The sequence below is a fragment of the Xenorhabdus lircayensis genome (genome assembly GCF_016306625.1).
Classification (GTDB): domain Bacteria; phylum Pseudomonadota; class Gammaproteobacteria; order Enterobacterales; family Enterobacteriaceae; genus Xenorhabdus; species Xenorhabdus lircayensis.
Window position 1 is genome coordinate 1 of sequence record NZ_JACOII010000031.1, and the last position, 16,623, is coordinate 16,623.

Consider the following 16,623-nt stretch of genomic DNA (forward strand, 5'->3'; position numbering starts at 1 on the left):
GCAAGTTGTCTGGCGTCAAGCCCTTCTGCGCATAGACACCTTTGTGCCAACCAGCGAACAGGACGCTCTGCCCCAATTGCTGGCGCACACCGATCCGCATCAGCGCCGTCTCGATATCAGTCAGGCACCGCTCTTCGCTGCTAATATCGCCCACGATCCGATCCAGAATGAATGGTTGCTGGCCCTGAACTTCCACCATCTGGTCAGTGACCATATGACACTGGAGCTGATCATCGCTGAAATCAGCGAACTGCTGCACAGTGATGTCAAAAACAGTTACAGCAAAAACAAGCATGCAGAGAACTTGCCTGCGACACTGCCTTACCGTCATTTTGTCGCCCAGTCCTTGCGTGTGCCGGCATCAGAGCACGAAGCTTACTTCCGTGACGTGCTCGCCGATGTCGATGAGCCAACTGCCCCCTTCGGGATACGGGATGTTCACAGCGGGGATAGACAGGTAACGGAGACCACGCAGTCACTTGATGCGGCGCTGGCCGAAGCGATCCGCACTCAAGCCCGCCGTCAGGGCGTGAGTCCCAGTGTGTTGTTCCATGTCGCCTGGGCGCAGGTACTGGCTAAAGTCAGCGGGCGGGATGATGTGGTCTTCGGCACGGTCTTGCTGGGACGTATGCAGGGAGGTGCCAGCATCGAACGGAGCCTTGGCCTGTTTATCAATACCCTGCCCGTGCGGATTTCGCTGGCAGGTAGCAGCGTACGGGAAAGCGTGCAGGCGGCTTATCGTGGTTTAACGCAACTGCTGGAACATGAGCAGGCACCATTGGTATTGGCGCAACGCTGTAGCGGGGTGATACCGCCCCTGCCGCTGTTCAGCTCATTGTTTAACTATCGCCATAGTCAACCCGCTCCCTCCCGTACCACGTGGGAAGGAATACGCCTGCTGGCGGCACAGGAGAGAACCAACTACCCCGTCACGTTATCTGTTGATGATTTAGGTGAAGGGTTCAGTTTATCCGCCCAAACCGTGTCGGACATCGATCCGGCTCGTCTGGTCGCCTATATGACTACCGCCCTGACCGGTCTGGTTGAGGCGTTAGATAGCGACCCCCAACGGCCAATTGTGACCCTCCCTATTCTGCCCGTCACCGAACATCAGCAATTACTGGTCGATTTCAACGCCACGCAAAGGGACTTCCCGCAAGATGCCTTGATCCATCAACTGTTCGAAGATCAAGTCCAACGCACACCCGACGCCATTGCCGTGATTTTTGAGGCACAGTCGCTGAGCTACAGGGAACTGAATTGTCAGGCTAATCGTCTGGCGCATCATCTGATTGCGCTGGGCGTGCGCCCTGATGATCGCGTGGCGATTTGTGCCGAACGCAGCCTGGCTATGGTGGCCGGTTTATTAGGGATTCTGAAAGCGGGCGGAGCCTATGTGCCACTCGATCCGGCCTATCCAACCGAACGGCTGGCGTATATGCTTGAAAATGCAACCCCGAAGGTGCTGCTGACCCAGACGACGCTCGTCGATCTGCTGACCAGCCCCGTGCCCATAGTGATACTCGACAACCCAGAACCGCGTTTTGAGGCCATGCCGACCGACAATCCAAACACACAGATACGGGGTCTGACCTCACGCCATCTGGCCTATGTGATCTATACATCAGGATCGACCGGCCAGCCGAAAGGAGTGATGGTTGAACACCGCAACGTTAATCGACTGGTGATTAATAACCCCTACGCGGATATCGGTTCGAATGACTGTGTTGCTCATTGTGCAAACGTGGCCTTCGACGCCTCAACGTGGGAAATCTGGTCTACCCTGCTCAACGGCGGACATCTGTACATTATTTCGCCTTCTGTGTTGCTCGATCCGTTGCGCTTCCGAGATTCTCTGGTGAAGGGACAGGTTACCGCCTTATGGTTGACCACTGGCCTGTTCAACGAGTATCTCGACACACTCGCTCCCATGTTCGGACAGCTACGCTACTTGATTGTCGGTGGTGATGTACTTGATCCCCAAAAGATCAAACAGGTGCAGTTGACGGAAATTCAACCTAACCATCTGATTAATGCATATGGCCCAACGGAAACAACGACATTTGCCACCACTTATGCCATTACAACACCGATCGATGTCAGCCGCTCTATTCCGATTGGTAGCCCGATTGCCAATACCCAAATTTACCTGCTCGATACTCACAGTCAGCCCGTTCCGATGGGGGCGTTCGGCGAAATTTATATCGGTGGAGCGGGTGTCGCCCGGGGCTACCTGAATCGCCCTGAACTTACCACCGAGCGTTTTGTATCTGACCCGTTCTCCGACACACCAGAAGCCCGCCTGTACAAAACCGGCGATCTGGGTCGCTGGCTGCCCGACGGTCATCTTGAATATCTCGGCCGAAATGACTTTCAGGTCAAGCTGCGCGGTTTCCGGATCGAACTGGGCGAAATCGAGGCGCAATTAGTGCAATGCTACGGGGTTCGCGAAGCGGTCGTACTGGCCCGCGAAGACGCCTCCGGTCAAAAACGACTGGTCGCCTATCTGTTGCCCCAGGCAGACGTTGAATTACGGCCGGCAACCCTGCGCCAGCAACTTGTGCAGCAGCTTGCCGACTATATGCTGCCCAGCGCCTTTGTGACACTCGACTCCTTCCCGCTGACCCCCAATGGCAAGCTCGACCGGAAGGCCCTGCCGGCACCGGATCAGGCAGCCATCGTAACCCGTGGCTATGAAGCCCCTGTGGGTGACATGGAAATGGCGCTGGCCGAGATTTGGCAAACGTTACTGGCGCTGGAACAAGTCGGTCGCCATGATCATTTCTTCGAGCTGGGCGGGCATTCCCTGCTCGCCGTTCAGCTTACTACGCGGGTACGTCAGGCGCTGGCGCGGGAACTGTCCTTGCAGCAACTCTTCGCCCATCCGGTTCTCGCCGATTTGGCCGCCGTGCTCAACGATGCCTCCGCCGCCGAGCACACCGTAATTCCGGCGGCCAATCGCAACCGGTCACTGCCGCTCTCTTTCGCCCAGCAACGCCTGTGGTTCCTTGCCCAGCTCGATACCGCCGCCAGTCTCGCCTACCATATTCCGGCAGTGCTGCGCCTGAGCGGTCAATTCAATCCGGCGGCATTCACGGCCGCACTTGACCGCCTCGTCGCCCGGCACGAAAGCCTGCGCACCCATTTTGGGCTGGTGGACGAACAGCCTTGCCAGCACATCGACGCCGCAGATACTGGTTTTGCCCTGTCCTGCCAGGATTTGCGGTCGTGGGAGGCGGCCGCCCAACAGCAACACATTGCTGAACGGGTTGAACGCGATATGCTTACCCCGTTTGATTTCACCCACGGCCCGCTGATTCGGGGCCAGTTGCTGCAACTGGCGGACGACGAGCATATTTTAATTCTCACCCAGCATCACATCATTTCCGACGGCTGGTCGGTGGGGATATTGATCCGCGAGCTGGGCGCCTTTTACCGCGCTGCGCTTGAGGGACATGATGCACCCCTGCGCCCCCTGCCCATTCAATATGCCGATTATGCGGTCTGGCAACGGGAATGGTTACAAGAGGAGGTGTTGTCGGCACAGCGTGCTTTCTGGCGGGAGCAACTTCAGGGGGCCCCCGCGCTGCTGACATTGCCTACTGACCGGCCGCGCCCCTCGGTACAGCGTTTCACTGGCGGTCAGGTGCCCGTCCATTTTGATGCAGAATTATTCACTGCCATCAAGGCACTTGGTCAGCGTCAGGGGACGACATTATTTATGACCTTGCTGGCCGCATGGGGAATTGTGCTGGCCCGCCTCAGTGGTCAGAACGATATCGTCATCGGTACGCCCGTCGCTAACCGCCCGCACCGTGAACTGGAGGGATTGATCGGCTTTTTCGTCAATACCCTGCCGTTGCGTGTCGAAACAGAACATAGCCAGACCGTGGCGGAACTGCTCGCCCACGTCCGCGAACGGGCGCTGGCGGCCTATGCGCATCAAGATCTGCCGTTTGAACAGTTGGTGGAAACCCTGCAACCGGAGCGCAGCCTAAGCTACAGCGCGATCTTTCAGGTCATGCTGGCGCTGGACAATACCCCCGACCAGCATCTGGCATTGCCCGGCATGTCCGTCTCGCCGGTCGGACACCCCCGCCACAGTGCCCACTTTGACCTGACGCTGGCTCTCTCCGAAACCGAGGAAGGTCTGAGTGGCTCGCTGGGATATGCCTCGGATCTGTTCGACCGGACAACGGTTGAACGGATGGTGGGCTATCTCACCCGGGTGCTGACCGCCATGACGGCCGATGAAACCCAGATCATTGCCCATCTGCCCATATTGTCCGCCACAGAACGCCAGCAGTTGCTGGTTGAGTTCAACGCCACCCAGGCCGATTTTCCGCAGGATGTGCTGATCCAGCAACTGTTCGAAGCGCAGGTGCAACGCACCCCCGACGCCCTCGCCGTGATTTTTGAGGCACAGTCGTTGAGTTATGCTGAACTGAACTGCCGGGCCAACCGGCTGGCCCACCATCTGATCGCGCTGGGCGTGCGCCCTGATGATCACGTGGCGCTATGTGTTGAACGGGGGATGGACATGATCATTGGCCTGTTTGGGATCTTAAAAGCCGGCGGGGCCTATGTGCCGCTCGATCCGGCCTACCCCGCCGAACGGCTGGCGTATATGCTCAATGATGCCGCCCCGGTGGCGGTGCTGACCCAGACGGCCCTGCGCCATCGCCTGCTTAGCGCAGACCCCCTTATCAGCGACATGGCCGTGATTGCCATTGACGCAATAACTGAAAAAGCCACCGCGTCACCAGCCAATTCCGATCCGCAGGTGCCGGGGCTGACGGCCCGCCATCTGGCCTATGTGCTCTACACCTCCGGCTCCACCGGCCAGCCCAAGGGCGCGATGGTTGAACACCGCAATGTCGTGAATTTACACACCGCGATGAAAGCCGTGCTGGCGGTTGACCGCCCCTGCCGCATCACCCTGAATGCCGGTATCGTGTTCGATTCTTCCGTGAAATGCTGGCTCCAGTTGTTATCGGGGCACACGCTGGTTATCGTGCCGGAATCGGTGCGCAAAGACGGCCCGTCACTCTGGCGCTATTTTGCCCGCCACGCCACCACTATTTTTGATTGTACGCCGGCGCAGTTAACCGGGCTGCTGGACGCCGGCTTAACCACCGACCCCGATTATCAGCCCCAATTAGCCCTCATTGGCGGCGAAGCAATCCCGCCGTCCGTCTGGTCGGCCCTGCAACACGCCGGACAAACCCGTTTTATCAATGTGTACGGCCTGACCGAATGCGCCGTCAACAACACGACCTGCCCGGTTGATCTGTCACGGGGGGGGCCAAACATTGGCCGCCCGCTGGCCAATACCCAAATTTATCTCCTTGACGCCGGCGGCCAGCCCGTGCCGCTCGGGGTGACGGGGGAAATCCATATCGCCGGTCACGGCGTCGGGCGGGGCTACCTCAACCGCCCTGAACTGACGGCGGCCCGTTTTCTGCCGGATCCGTTCTCCGGTGCCCCGGAAGCCCGCCTGTACAAAACCGGCGATCTGGGCCGCTGGCGGCCTGACGGTCATCTCGAATACCTCGGCCGTAATGACTTTCAGGTCAAGCTGCGCGGCTTCCGGATTGAGCTGGGGGAAATTGAGGCGCAATTAGTGCAGTGCCCTGGGGTGCGCAAAGCGGTCGTACTGGCCCGCGAAGATGCCGCCGGTCAGAAGCGTCTGGTGGCTTATCTGCTGGCGGAACCGAAGGCGGAACTGGTTCCGGCCACGCTGCGCCAACAACTCGCGCAGCACCTTGCCGACTATATGCTGCCCAGCGCCTTTGTGACGCTCGACGCCTTCCCGCTGACATTCAATGGCAAACTCGACCGGCAGGCCCTGCCCGCCCCGGATCAATCTGCGGTTGCGACACGCGGCTATGCACCTCCCATTGGTCAGGTGGAAATGGCACTGGCACAAATCTGGCAGGCGTTGTTGAATTTGGAACAGGTGGGGCGCCATGACCATTTCTTCGAGCTGGGCGGGCATTCGCTGATAGCAGTACAACTGATAACCCGCCTGCGTCAGCAAGACATGGAAGTGTCATTAGCAACCTTGTTCACTCACCCCACACTGCGTGAATTGGCATTGGCCATCGGTGAGCGGACTTCTCAACCTGTTCCTGTTTTCGATACCAATCCGGTGCCATTAAAACCGGCGGGGAACTTGCCGCCGTTGTTCTTCATACACGAACCTTCTGGCGATCCGTTGGTCTATTCACCGCTGGCAGCCTTGCTGCCCACTGATCTTCCTGTTTACGCACTACAGGCGCTTGGCATCCATACGCTTCCTCATCCGCCCGCGTCCATTGAGGAACTCGCGGCTTGCCATATCCAGGCCATTCGTCGTGTCCAGCCCCACGGCCCTTATCACCTTGCCGGCTGGTCAATGGGTGGCGTCATCGCCTATGAAATAGCCCAACAGTTAATCAACAGCAACGAACAGGTGGCATTTATTGGCATGATCGATTCGGTGAACCCTTGTAAGCAAAAAATCTCCCTTGATGCTCCTGTGGACGAAACGCAAAAACGCATCAATATGGTTGTTGATTTCCTGCAAGCTCCCCTGACAGATACTGATGGACAGGCATTGGAGGAGCTTCGCCTGCTTGATGATGTGGATCAGGTCTTTGAGCGCTGTGTTGAATACCAATGGCTGCCCGCTGATGTCACACGCGAGGATTTCTTCCTGCGCCTAGACACTGCTGAAACTATACGGCAGTTGGGCGCAGCCTACATTCCACCAGCATCATCGTTGCCGATCCATCTCTATGCTGCGGATAAATCCTTTGATGGAGATGAATGGCGAGGCTGGCAAGGGATCGTAGGTGATACGTCCATGATCCACCCTATCGGTGGAACACACCATACCATCATGCAGCCCCCCCTGCTCAACCAAATGGCTGACTCCATGACCGAACTTCTGTTGCCGACGTCCACTTACGATCCACTTGTCATTATCCAAAGTGGCTCGCAAGCCCATTCGCCGCTGTTCTGCATGCCGGGTGCCGGTGCCAGCGCTTCCAGCCTGCTTGAGCTTGCCTTATCGTTTCCGTCGTCTCTGCCCGTCTATGTCTTGCAGTCACGTGGTTTGACCGACCCCCAACTTCCGCCTCATATTAGCGTCGAAGGAACAGCCCGTGATTACATTAAGACGATCCGCCAAATTCAGCCCGAAGGCCCCTATCATCTATTGGGCCATTCTTTTGGTGGCTGGATTGCCTTCGAGATAGCGTTACAGCTGCAAGCCGAGGGGGAACAGGTCGCTGACATTATTCTTATCGACTCCGAAGCGCCTGATCCGCAAGGTTGTGTACCCAAATCACTCAACCGTATCGAGACGCTAATGAAGTTAATCGAAATCTACAACATGATACTTAGCGAACCATTGCCACTCACGAGACAGGATTTTGAGGGTAAGGATCACAGTGAACAGCTTCAGTATCTGCATCAGGCTTTGGTGCGTGCCGGACTCTTCACGGCCCATTCCCCCATATCGCTGTTGCAGGGGGTTGTGCAAGTCATGCAGGCTAATCTGAATACGTGCTATACGCCTCGTACCCGCTATAACGGTCATGTGCATTTGATCAACGCGAAAGAGGGAGATATAGAGGAAACTCGAACCCATGCAAACCAGTGGAAAGCCTACGACGCTCAGTTAAGCACGATGTTGGTATCCGGCAATCACATGACCATGCTGTCCATACCCAACGTTGAGCCATTTGTCACTGAACTATGGCAGAAGCTGGACTATATAAAAGACTGATATTTTAATTCGTTACCCAGAGAACGATAACGGTTAAGCGGATGTTTACCGTACAAGTGGCTGTTCGAGCAGCCACTTGTTTAATCCCATATTGAGTTGAATGATTTTGTTCCGGATATCATGGTATATTTCCCCATAACAATGACAAATCTGGGTATCTATCTAATTAAAATTAATTCCCTATAAAGTGATAACGATCTTGTCTCAATACCCATTGCGGGCTTTTAGAGGGTTCCAGTAACATTGGACGCTGGTTCTTTTTTATAGACATAAACCCCATGTTGACGTAAGCGCTTTTAGAACCTGTTGTAGGAAAAACTTGTACTCTTCCCTCTTTCCCCTGTTCTTTCGATTCATTCACTGCACATTCCATCAGTAAAATCCCACAGCCCCGGATACCAGGATGTGTCACCAACAACACGACTCCAGGTACATCAGGTACATATTCTCCTTTAGGGGAAAAGATCATAGCGCCAACAGGAATCCCTCTGAAATAAGAAACAAAATACCTATTTTCTCTTTGACTACACTCCTCTTTTAAAATATTATCCATTCCCCATCTAATCATGAAAACTGTATTATCACAGCGTTTATTCCATTTTCTTCCCTCTTCATCTAATTCTTCATTTACATTATTTATGCATTCCCATTCATCTTGTAATATCTGAGTTTTTATTTTATTAATAGAATTTAATACTTCTTGGAAAGAAACCTGCCTAGATATTATGGATACTCTAGCATTAAAAGAGAGTGAAACCAGATTAGGACTTGATTTCCAACGATTCAAGGAAGCAGAAGTTCCCGGCATATTAATGTTGAATGACTTTGATCTGTGTATCATGACATACCTCTATATAACAATGCCTAAGAATAAATATATCAAAGAATAACAATACCTAAGAATAACGACACTTAAGATATACAGGTGGGCAATTCTTTGTAAAATCAGTATAGAGAAAATATCAAAATTTCGATATCTGATATAACATCATCATACCAAAATATAATAAAAAGGCATTGTCATAGATATAATTAAAATTAAATCGTATTAATGAATCAAATATTCAATGTGCCTTTTTATCAGAAGGTTCCCGATTTTTCCGCATACGCCACAAAACTTCCAATATCACAAACCACACTGGCGTACCATATAACGCAACACGGGTATCATAATCAAACACCATGATCACCACCGTAAAGGCAAAAAATATCAAAGTACACCATGTCATGGGAATGCCCATCGGCATTTTATAGATGGATTTTTTATGCAGATCAGGGCGTTTTTTGCGGTAAGCCAGATAAGCAAGCAGTATCATACACCAACTGTAAATAACCATGATGGCCGCCACAGTTGAAACAATGGTAAATAATTTCATGACGTCGGGAATGATAAACAGCAGTAATACGCCACTTGCCATGCAGATAACCGAGAATATCAAGCTGAAAATGGGAACCGCACTGTTTACCGAGAGTTGCCCAAATTTACCATGTGCCAACTTTTCCGTAGACAGGCCATAAAGCATTCGGGTACAGGCGTATAACCCACTGTTTGCTGAGGACATCGCTGAGGTCAGCGCCACAAAGTTAATCACCGCTGCCGCTGCCGGCAGCCCCGCCAATGCAAACAACGTCACAAATGGACTGACTTCCGGTGAAATATGTGGCCATGAGGTAACCGCAATAATGCACATCATGGAGAGTACGTAAAAGATAATGATCCTGATGGGAATACTGTTGATGGCTTTTGGTAAGATTTTCTCTGGTTCTTTGGTTTCAGCCGTCACAGTGCCAACCAGCTCAATACCCGTAAAGGAGAAAATGGCAATCTGGAAACCCGCCAAAAATCCAAATACCCCGTTCGGCAGGAACACTTCGGGCTCCGTCAAATGACGTACAGAAGCTGTCACGCCATTGGGTGAAGTCCATCCCACAAAAACCATACCGATACCAACGATAATCAAGGCAATTATCGCGACGACTTTAATCATGGCAAACCAGAATTCTGTTTCACCAAATAGCCGTACTGAGAAAAAGTTAGATAAGCACATTAATCCCAAGATAAACAGTGCCGTTAACCAAAGCGAACTGCCTGGAAACCAATACTGGATATAACCGCCACATACCACAACATCTGCAATACAACTGACGACCCAGCTCATCCAATAAGTCCAGCCCAGAAAATAACTGGCTTTATTCCCGAGATAATCCGCCACAAAATCAGCAAATGTCCGATAATCCAACTTGGTGAGCAACAGCTCTCCCATTGCCCGCATCACCATAAAGGCGAAAAAACCAATCAATATATAAGTCAGGATAATTGAAGTCCCTGATACTGAGATGGTTTTTCCCGTGCCCATAAACAACCCCGTACCAATGGCTCCGCCAATTGCAATCAACTGAACATGGCGTTTACCTAATCCACGGTGAAGTTTCTGCGCACCTGCGGATGGTTCCACACGTGTTTTTAATGATCTCGTCATCAATAACCTCTACGATTTTCTTTTTATATGAATCGGTTATGTTAATTGCACCAGCAATAGGCCCGCCCGCAGCCCAATGGCAACACGGGCATTAGGAAATAGAATAAAGTTGGCAGGAAATGTGATTTTCCAGGATTGGTTCGGTTGACTGGCGATTTCGAAACTTTCCGGTAATGCAGTAAAGTTTTTCGTATCCTCTGGAATATTAAGCTGAAAACTATCGTGTTGTTTGATAATGGCATCAACCACACGATAGCGTTTGAGTGCTGGTTTATCTCGCTTGATTGCACACGAACCGGCGACTAAATCTTGCAGGGCTGCTGTAATATTGCTGAACCTTGCTAGATCGTTCTGCCCAAAAGGGCGCGCCTTGCCAACCTCCAGCGTACAACTGTCTGCGTTGAAATGTTCGCTGGTAAAGTGACTGAACGTGCCTCCCGCCGTGTTATGAAATACCAAGGCGTCAATATCACTATCTTCCAGCCATTGTAAAAAATCATCGGCATATTCACGCGTCTGGTATGGCAACAGGGCAAACTGTTCATGGCAGGAACCCCGAATCGCGGTATGGAGATCAAAGTGCCGGTGTTTTGTTGATGCCATGACCGCTGGCTCACTAAAGAATTGGCGGATAATGGCTTCCAGCTCTATCGCACGACTCGATTCATTCCCCAAAGGAAAATTCTGGTGGCGGCCACCAAACATGCGATTGAGATCATTATCAAGATACCGCCGTCCCTCACGCATGGCGGGCAAATTACCGAAAATCAACAGGAGGTTATGCTGTAATGGCAGGCTTCCCTGCGCCAGTTGTGACACTAACTGGATAAGTATTTCCACCGGGGCTGTTTCATTGCCATGTATTCCGGCTGAAATAATCAGCGTATCGGCTTTTTTCTCTTGTGGACGTTCTTGTGGGAGTAGCTGTAATACTCCTTCCGCCAACCATGATGACTTAATGGTTGGCGGAAAACACAAAGTATCCTCAATTTTGTTTTCAAGCAGTAAGGTCAGTAAATCCATCTCATCTCCTGATTAACGCTGAAACTCATAGATCGAACCGAGCCTGAGGATTTGTGTCAGTTCATCAAGGGCGCAATAGACTTCACTCAACAATTGCGGATCAGCCATATCAGTTATATACAGGGAATCACGATAATGGCGTTCCACCCATGTCGTCAGCCGTTGATATAGCTCCGGTGTCATCAGAGTTGCCGGATTCACGGCCGCCAACTCTTTTTCGTTCAAAACGACCCGAAGCCGCAGGCAAGCTGGCCCTCCGCCATTGCGCATACTTTCCCGCAAATCAAAAAAGTGGAGTTTATTGATAGGCGAATTTCTTCCGGCAACCAAGGCGTGCAAATAGGCCGAGACGTTGTGATTCTGGTGGCACTCTTCCGGTAAAATCAGCATCATGTTGCCATCAGGCTGGCTCAACAACTGGCTGTTAAAAAGGTAGGATTCGACCGCATTTTGAACGGTGATTTGCTCTGTAGGCACTTCAACGGCAATTAATGTCTGCCCGAGCCGCGCCAGTTTTTCGCTAAGTTCAGTCAATACCGACTGCGGGTTCAAGAAAGCCTGCTGATGATAGAACAGTACATTGCGGTTACTGACCGCGATCACGTCGTTATGAAATACACCGCTGTCAATGACGGCAGGATTTTGCTGGGCAAATACTGTCCGCGCTTCCTCAAGCTGATGCAGACGGGCCACTGCCTGACTTGCTTCCAGCGTTTGCCGTGCGGGATAACGTTTAGGTGCAATACCTTCCTGCAACGCTCTGCGGCCATAAACAAATAACTGTACGCCCGCTTCGCCATATTCACCGCAAAAGCGGTTATGATTCGCCGCGCCTTCATCTCCCCAATCAGGATGTTGTGGCAAAGGGTCATGATGGGCAAAGCAGTCTTGATCAGGAAAGGTTGCTTTCAGTGCCCGCGAAGTTGTGACGCTTTCCAGCGAACGATGCAGTTTGTTATTTAAGTTCGCCACCGTGAAATGGACACGCTGATCTGCACTATCTGCTGAAGGGGAAACCGTTGCTGCATTTGCTGTCCACATGGAAGAAGCAGAACTGAGCTTGGACAGCAATAACGGTGAATACTGCGCTGCCTTATTTAATACCTGCTCATCACTGCCCGTAAACCCTAACTGGCGCAATGCAGGAAGGTTGGGACGCTGTTGCGGGGGCAAAACCCCCTGCACCAGCCCCATATCAGACAACGCTTTCATTTTCATCAATCCCTGAAGTGCGGCTTTGCGGGGATTGGATTCTTGCCCCCGATGATTCATGGAGGCCTCATTACCCATTGATAGCCCAGCGTAATGGTGTGTCATCCCCACCAAACCATCAAAATTTGCTTCAATTCCCGACATAATCACCTCTAACTTCCGATTTATGAATGGAAAAAATCAAGCCCCGGCGCTGGCGTTTCAGGCAAAACCAAATTGTCAGCCATCAGGGAAGCCATCGGCCAAGCGCAATAATCCGCTGCATAATAAGCGCTAGGGCGGTGATTGCCCGATGCGCCAATGCCGCCAAACGGTGCCTTGCTGGATGCGCCCGTCAGGGGTTTATTCCAATTTACGATCCCGGCTCTCGCTTCCTGCAATAATCTCTCAAACAGGGCGGCATCAGGAGAAATCAACCCAGATGCCAGCCCAAATCGCGTGTCATTTGCAATGGAGACGGCCTCATCGAAAGTGTCATAGCGCCTTAACGTCAGCAGAGGGCCGAAATGCTCTTCATCAGGAACACCTTTAGCATTTGTCAGGTCAATGATGCCGGGCGTCATAAAGGTTGAACGAGGGTCAGGCTGTGTCAGGGGGAGCAGGGAAACGCCTCCCAGCGCCAGCAATTCAGACTGAGCTTCCAGCAAACTTGCTGCCGCTGCTAAAGAGATTACGCCTCCCATAAAAGGTTGGGGATCGGCATTCCAGTGAGCAGGAACAATCTGACCTGCGGCATCAAGTAGCCGTTGGATCAACGCATCGCCCTTCGCCCCGTGTTTCACCAACAATCTACGGGCACAAGTGCAGCGCTGTCCTGCGGAGATAAATGCGGACTGAATAATGGTGTAAACCGCCGCCTCAATATCATCATAATCGTCCACAATCAGGGCATTGTTGCCCCCCATTTCCAGCGCCAGCATTTTTTCCGGCTGGCCTGCCAATACCCGGTGGAAGTGAAATCCTGTCGCTGCACTGCCGGTAAACAGCACACCATCAATTTCACGACTATCCAGCAATGCACCGCCAGTTTCCCTACCTCCTTGAACCAAATTCAGTACCCCTGCCGGCAACCCCGCTTTGATCCACAACGCTACCGTTTTCTCCGCTGTCATCGGCGTCAATTCACTGGGTTTGAACACCAGTGTATTACCAGCAATCAGCGCAGGGACAATATGCCCATTCGGTAAATGACCGGGAAAATTATAGGGGCCGAAGACCGCCATCACACCGTGGGGACGATGCTGCAATATCGCTTTGCCATCTGGCATGGGCGTTTCGGAATATCCCGTCCGTTGTTCCCATGCTTCGATGGAAATGGCGATTTTGCCGACCATAGACTGAACTTCTGTCCGTGTTTCCCACAGCGGCTTGCTGGTTTCCTCGCTGATCACACGGGCGATGTTTTCTTTTTCCTGTGTCAGCAAATCAGCAAACGTTTGAATAATTGCAATACGCTTTTCAACCGCCAATCTAGACCACTCAAGAAACGCCTTGCGGGCAGATTGGCAGGCTTCATCCACCTGACGGGCAGAAGCTCCATTTGCTTGCCATACAACACGCTGATCAACAGGAGAATGTTTAATGACGGGCAGACCTTGCCCTGCTATCCATTCACCGCCAATGTAATTTGCTTGATGATTCATTGTGAAAACCCTTAATTGCAAAAGCTCTTAATTGTGATAACACTTAATTGTGAAAACGCTTAAGAGAAAAGAGAAACAAAGCGTACCGGGTCGCCATCATCCACGTGGAGTGCCTCCATCTCTGCGGAGGTAAGCCGCAGTTCATCGCTATCCAGAGGATAAGAGATATTCAAGAGGAGCGCTTTAAATTCCTGAAAATGCAGGTTAGAAACAATGCACGGTGCGCCATCCTGCGATCGGGAGACATTTGCACTCTCTTTGACGTGTATAAGCCGACTGGCTTTGACTGTGCGCACATTGTCGATCTCTGCGTCCAAGATGGCGCCAGCATCAAAAATATCCACCGCATTGTGATAAGCAAACCCTTCTTTTTCCAGAATAGTCCGGGCAGGCAAAGTATTTTCATGCACCTGCCCGATAGCTTGACGCGCGCCCTCTGGCAACAGAGGAACGTAAATCGGATGGAATGGCATCAATTCTGCAATAAAGGTTTTGGAGCCAGTGACAGTCAAATAATCAGCTTCAGCGAAGGGAACATTGAAAAAATGTTGCCCAAGTGCATTCCAAAATGGGGATTCGCCCTGTTGATTCACGATCCCGCGCATTTCCGCAAAAATAGATTTTGAGAAAAGGTGCCTAAATGCAGCAATAAACAGAAAGCGGCTTTTGGAAAGCAAAACACCGTTACGCCCCCCTTGGTAATCGGGGTCAAGGAACAGCGTACACAGTTCACTGCATCCGGTATAATCTTGCCCGACTATCAGTGTTTCAAATGTGTTGTAAACACTCAATTCACGGGAGGCTTGCACCGATTTTTGCACACGGAAATTGTAGAAAGGCGCCTCCAGCCCGACAGCAACTTCCAGCGCACTAACACCAACAACACGATGCTTTTCCGTGTCCTCCAAGGTAAATAAAAAACCTTGTTGTGCTCGTCCCCTTGCATCGTTGAAAGAATCAATGCTGCGTGAAATCCGTGCCGCCAGATATTCCTGGTTGTTTGGTAACGTCGTCAGGCCAACACCAGCACGGGACGAAAGATTGAGAATATCCCCTAAATCTTCATGTTGAACGGATCTAAATAGCATCATGATATCACCTCAAATCGGCTTTATTCCTGGACAAATCGCTTGAGGGCGTTTTCAAGGCGGATGAAACCGTCGTTGATATCCTGCGGTTCGATGTTTAACGCAGGAGCAAAACGCAACACATTAGGGCCGGCTATCAGGGCAATCAATCCCTCTTCCGCAGCAATATTGGTCAGGGTTTTTGCCTTGCCCTGATATTTTTCATCCAGTTCAGCCCCCAGCAATAACCCTTTGCCCCGTAATTCACTGAATACTTGATAACGTTGGTTAAGCTCGGACATCCGCCGAATAAATTCATGGTGGCGCTCTTGCACCCCCGCCAGAAACTCTCGTTGGCTCACCAATTCGACGACTTTATTGGCAACAGCCGCCGCCAGTGGATTCCCACCGAATGTTGTACCGTGTGATCCCGGCTGGAAGGCTTCTGCGATATGCTGCCTAACCAACATGGCCCCAATCGGGAAGCCGCCGCCAAGCCCCTTGGCACTGGTCAAGATATCGGGTTCCACGCCCGTTTCCTCATAGGCATACAAATACCCAGTCCGCCCGACACCTGTTTGGATCTCATCAAAAATCAGCAATGCCTGATGCTGATCGCACAATTCCCGCAACGCCGTCAAAAATGCAGGATCGGCAGGGATCACGCCACCTTCACCGATGATCGGTTCAACAATCACGGCACAGGTTTTTTCTGAAATATGCGCTTTGATGGCAGCGATATCGTTATATGGGAGATGAGCAATCTGTTGCGGCAATGGTGCGAAATCTTGAGAGTATTTTGGCTGTCCACCGACAGTCACAGTAAATAACGTTCTACCGTGGAAGGAATTCTCAAATGAAATAATTTCGTTTTTATGGCTTCCGTATTTATCCAGGGCATATTTTCTGGCAATTTTTAATGCAGCCTCATTTGCTTCAGCACCGGAATTACAGAAAAAAACCTTATCTGAAAATGTATTTTCGACCAGAGATTTTGCCAATTTTAAAATAGGTTCATTTGTATAACCGTTGCCAATATGCCATATATTTTCCATTTGAAAACTTAATGCATTTTTTAATTCATCATTGGCATGCCCTAATGAATTTACGGCAATCCCACCAGCAAAATCAACATACTCCTTCCCATCCTGATCCCATACACGCGAGCCTTTGGCCTTAACTGGGATAAATTTTGCTGGTGAGAAACAGGGAACCATATACTGGTCAAACCAATTTCTTTGAATTGTGTTCGGCATTTGTTTTTCCTCAAATGATTAGGATATAAAAAGAAAAATAAATTTATATATCATTGAATGTAATTTTTAATTAATAGATTCATTTAGGTTATCTATTCATTGTTTCGTTTAGCTTTCAATGACTTTCTCGTAATATCTTTCTTATCCTGTTTGATTAGTAATTAATCT

At 51.2% G+C, this 16,623-nt stretch carries 8 protein-coding genes; 1 reads left to right on the top strand and 7 read right to left on the bottom strand.

All coding sequences use genetic code 11. From position 1 onward, the window contains the following. Positions 1-7,774, top strand: a 7,774-nt coding sequence (locus H8A87_RS07835; RefSeq protein WP_198689422.1) for a non-ribosomal peptide synthetase, incomplete at its 5' end; no start/stop codon positions are given. A 172-nt stretch (positions 7,775-7,946) separates the two neighbouring features. On the opposite strand, the gene H8A87_RS07840 is transcribed toward H8A87_RS07835, so the two are convergent. The 7 genes from H8A87_RS07840 to H8A87_RS07870 form a co-directional block, all read right to left on the bottom strand. Then, positions 7,947-8,561 carry a GNAT family N-acetyltransferase gene (locus H8A87_RS07840; protein WP_198689423.1) on the bottom strand — a complete coding sequence of 205 codons (615 nt, stop codon included), beginning with the start codon at positions 8,559-8,561 and terminating at the stop codon, positions 7,947-7,949. A gap of 277 nt (positions 8,562-8,838) precedes the next feature. Next, on the bottom strand, positions 8,839-10,254 hold the full coding sequence (locus H8A87_RS07845; RefSeq protein WP_198689424.1) for an amino acid permease: 1,416 nt from the start codon (positions 10,252-10,254) through the stop codon (positions 8,839-8,841). Positions 10,255-10,290: 36 nt separating this feature from the next. After that, positions 10,291-11,277 carry a succinylglutamate desuccinylase gene (gene astE, locus H8A87_RS07850; protein ID WP_198689425.1) on the bottom strand — a complete coding sequence of 329 codons (987 nt, stop codon included), beginning with the start codon at positions 11,275-11,277 and terminating at the stop codon, positions 10,291-10,293. A gap of 12 nt (positions 11,278-11,289) precedes the next feature. Continuing rightward, positions 11,290-12,633, bottom strand: coding sequence for an N-succinylarginine dihydrolase (gene astB, locus H8A87_RS07855; protein WP_198689426.1), 1,344 nt, complete (start codon positions 12,631-12,633; stop codon positions 11,290-11,292). 20 nt (positions 12,634-12,653) lie between these two features. Further along, positions 12,654-14,132, bottom strand: a complete 1,479-nt coding sequence (gene astD, locus H8A87_RS07860; RefSeq protein WP_198689427.1) for a succinylglutamate-semialdehyde dehydrogenase — start codon at positions 14,130-14,132, stop codon at positions 12,654-12,656. 59 nt (positions 14,133-14,191) lie between these two features. Further along, positions 14,192-15,223 carry an arginine N-succinyltransferase gene (astA, locus tag H8A87_RS07865; RefSeq protein ID WP_198689428.1) on the bottom strand — a complete coding sequence of 344 codons (1,032 nt, stop codon included), beginning with the start codon at positions 15,221-15,223 and terminating at the stop codon, positions 14,192-14,194. 20 nt (positions 15,224-15,243) lie between these two features. After that, positions 15,244-16,455 (bottom strand): aspartate aminotransferase family protein, encoded by a 1,212-nt coding sequence (locus H8A87_RS07870; protein ID WP_198689429.1) that lies wholly within the window; start codon positions 16,453-16,455, stop codon positions 15,244-15,246. Between the last annotated feature and the right edge of the window lie 168 nt (positions 16,456-16,623).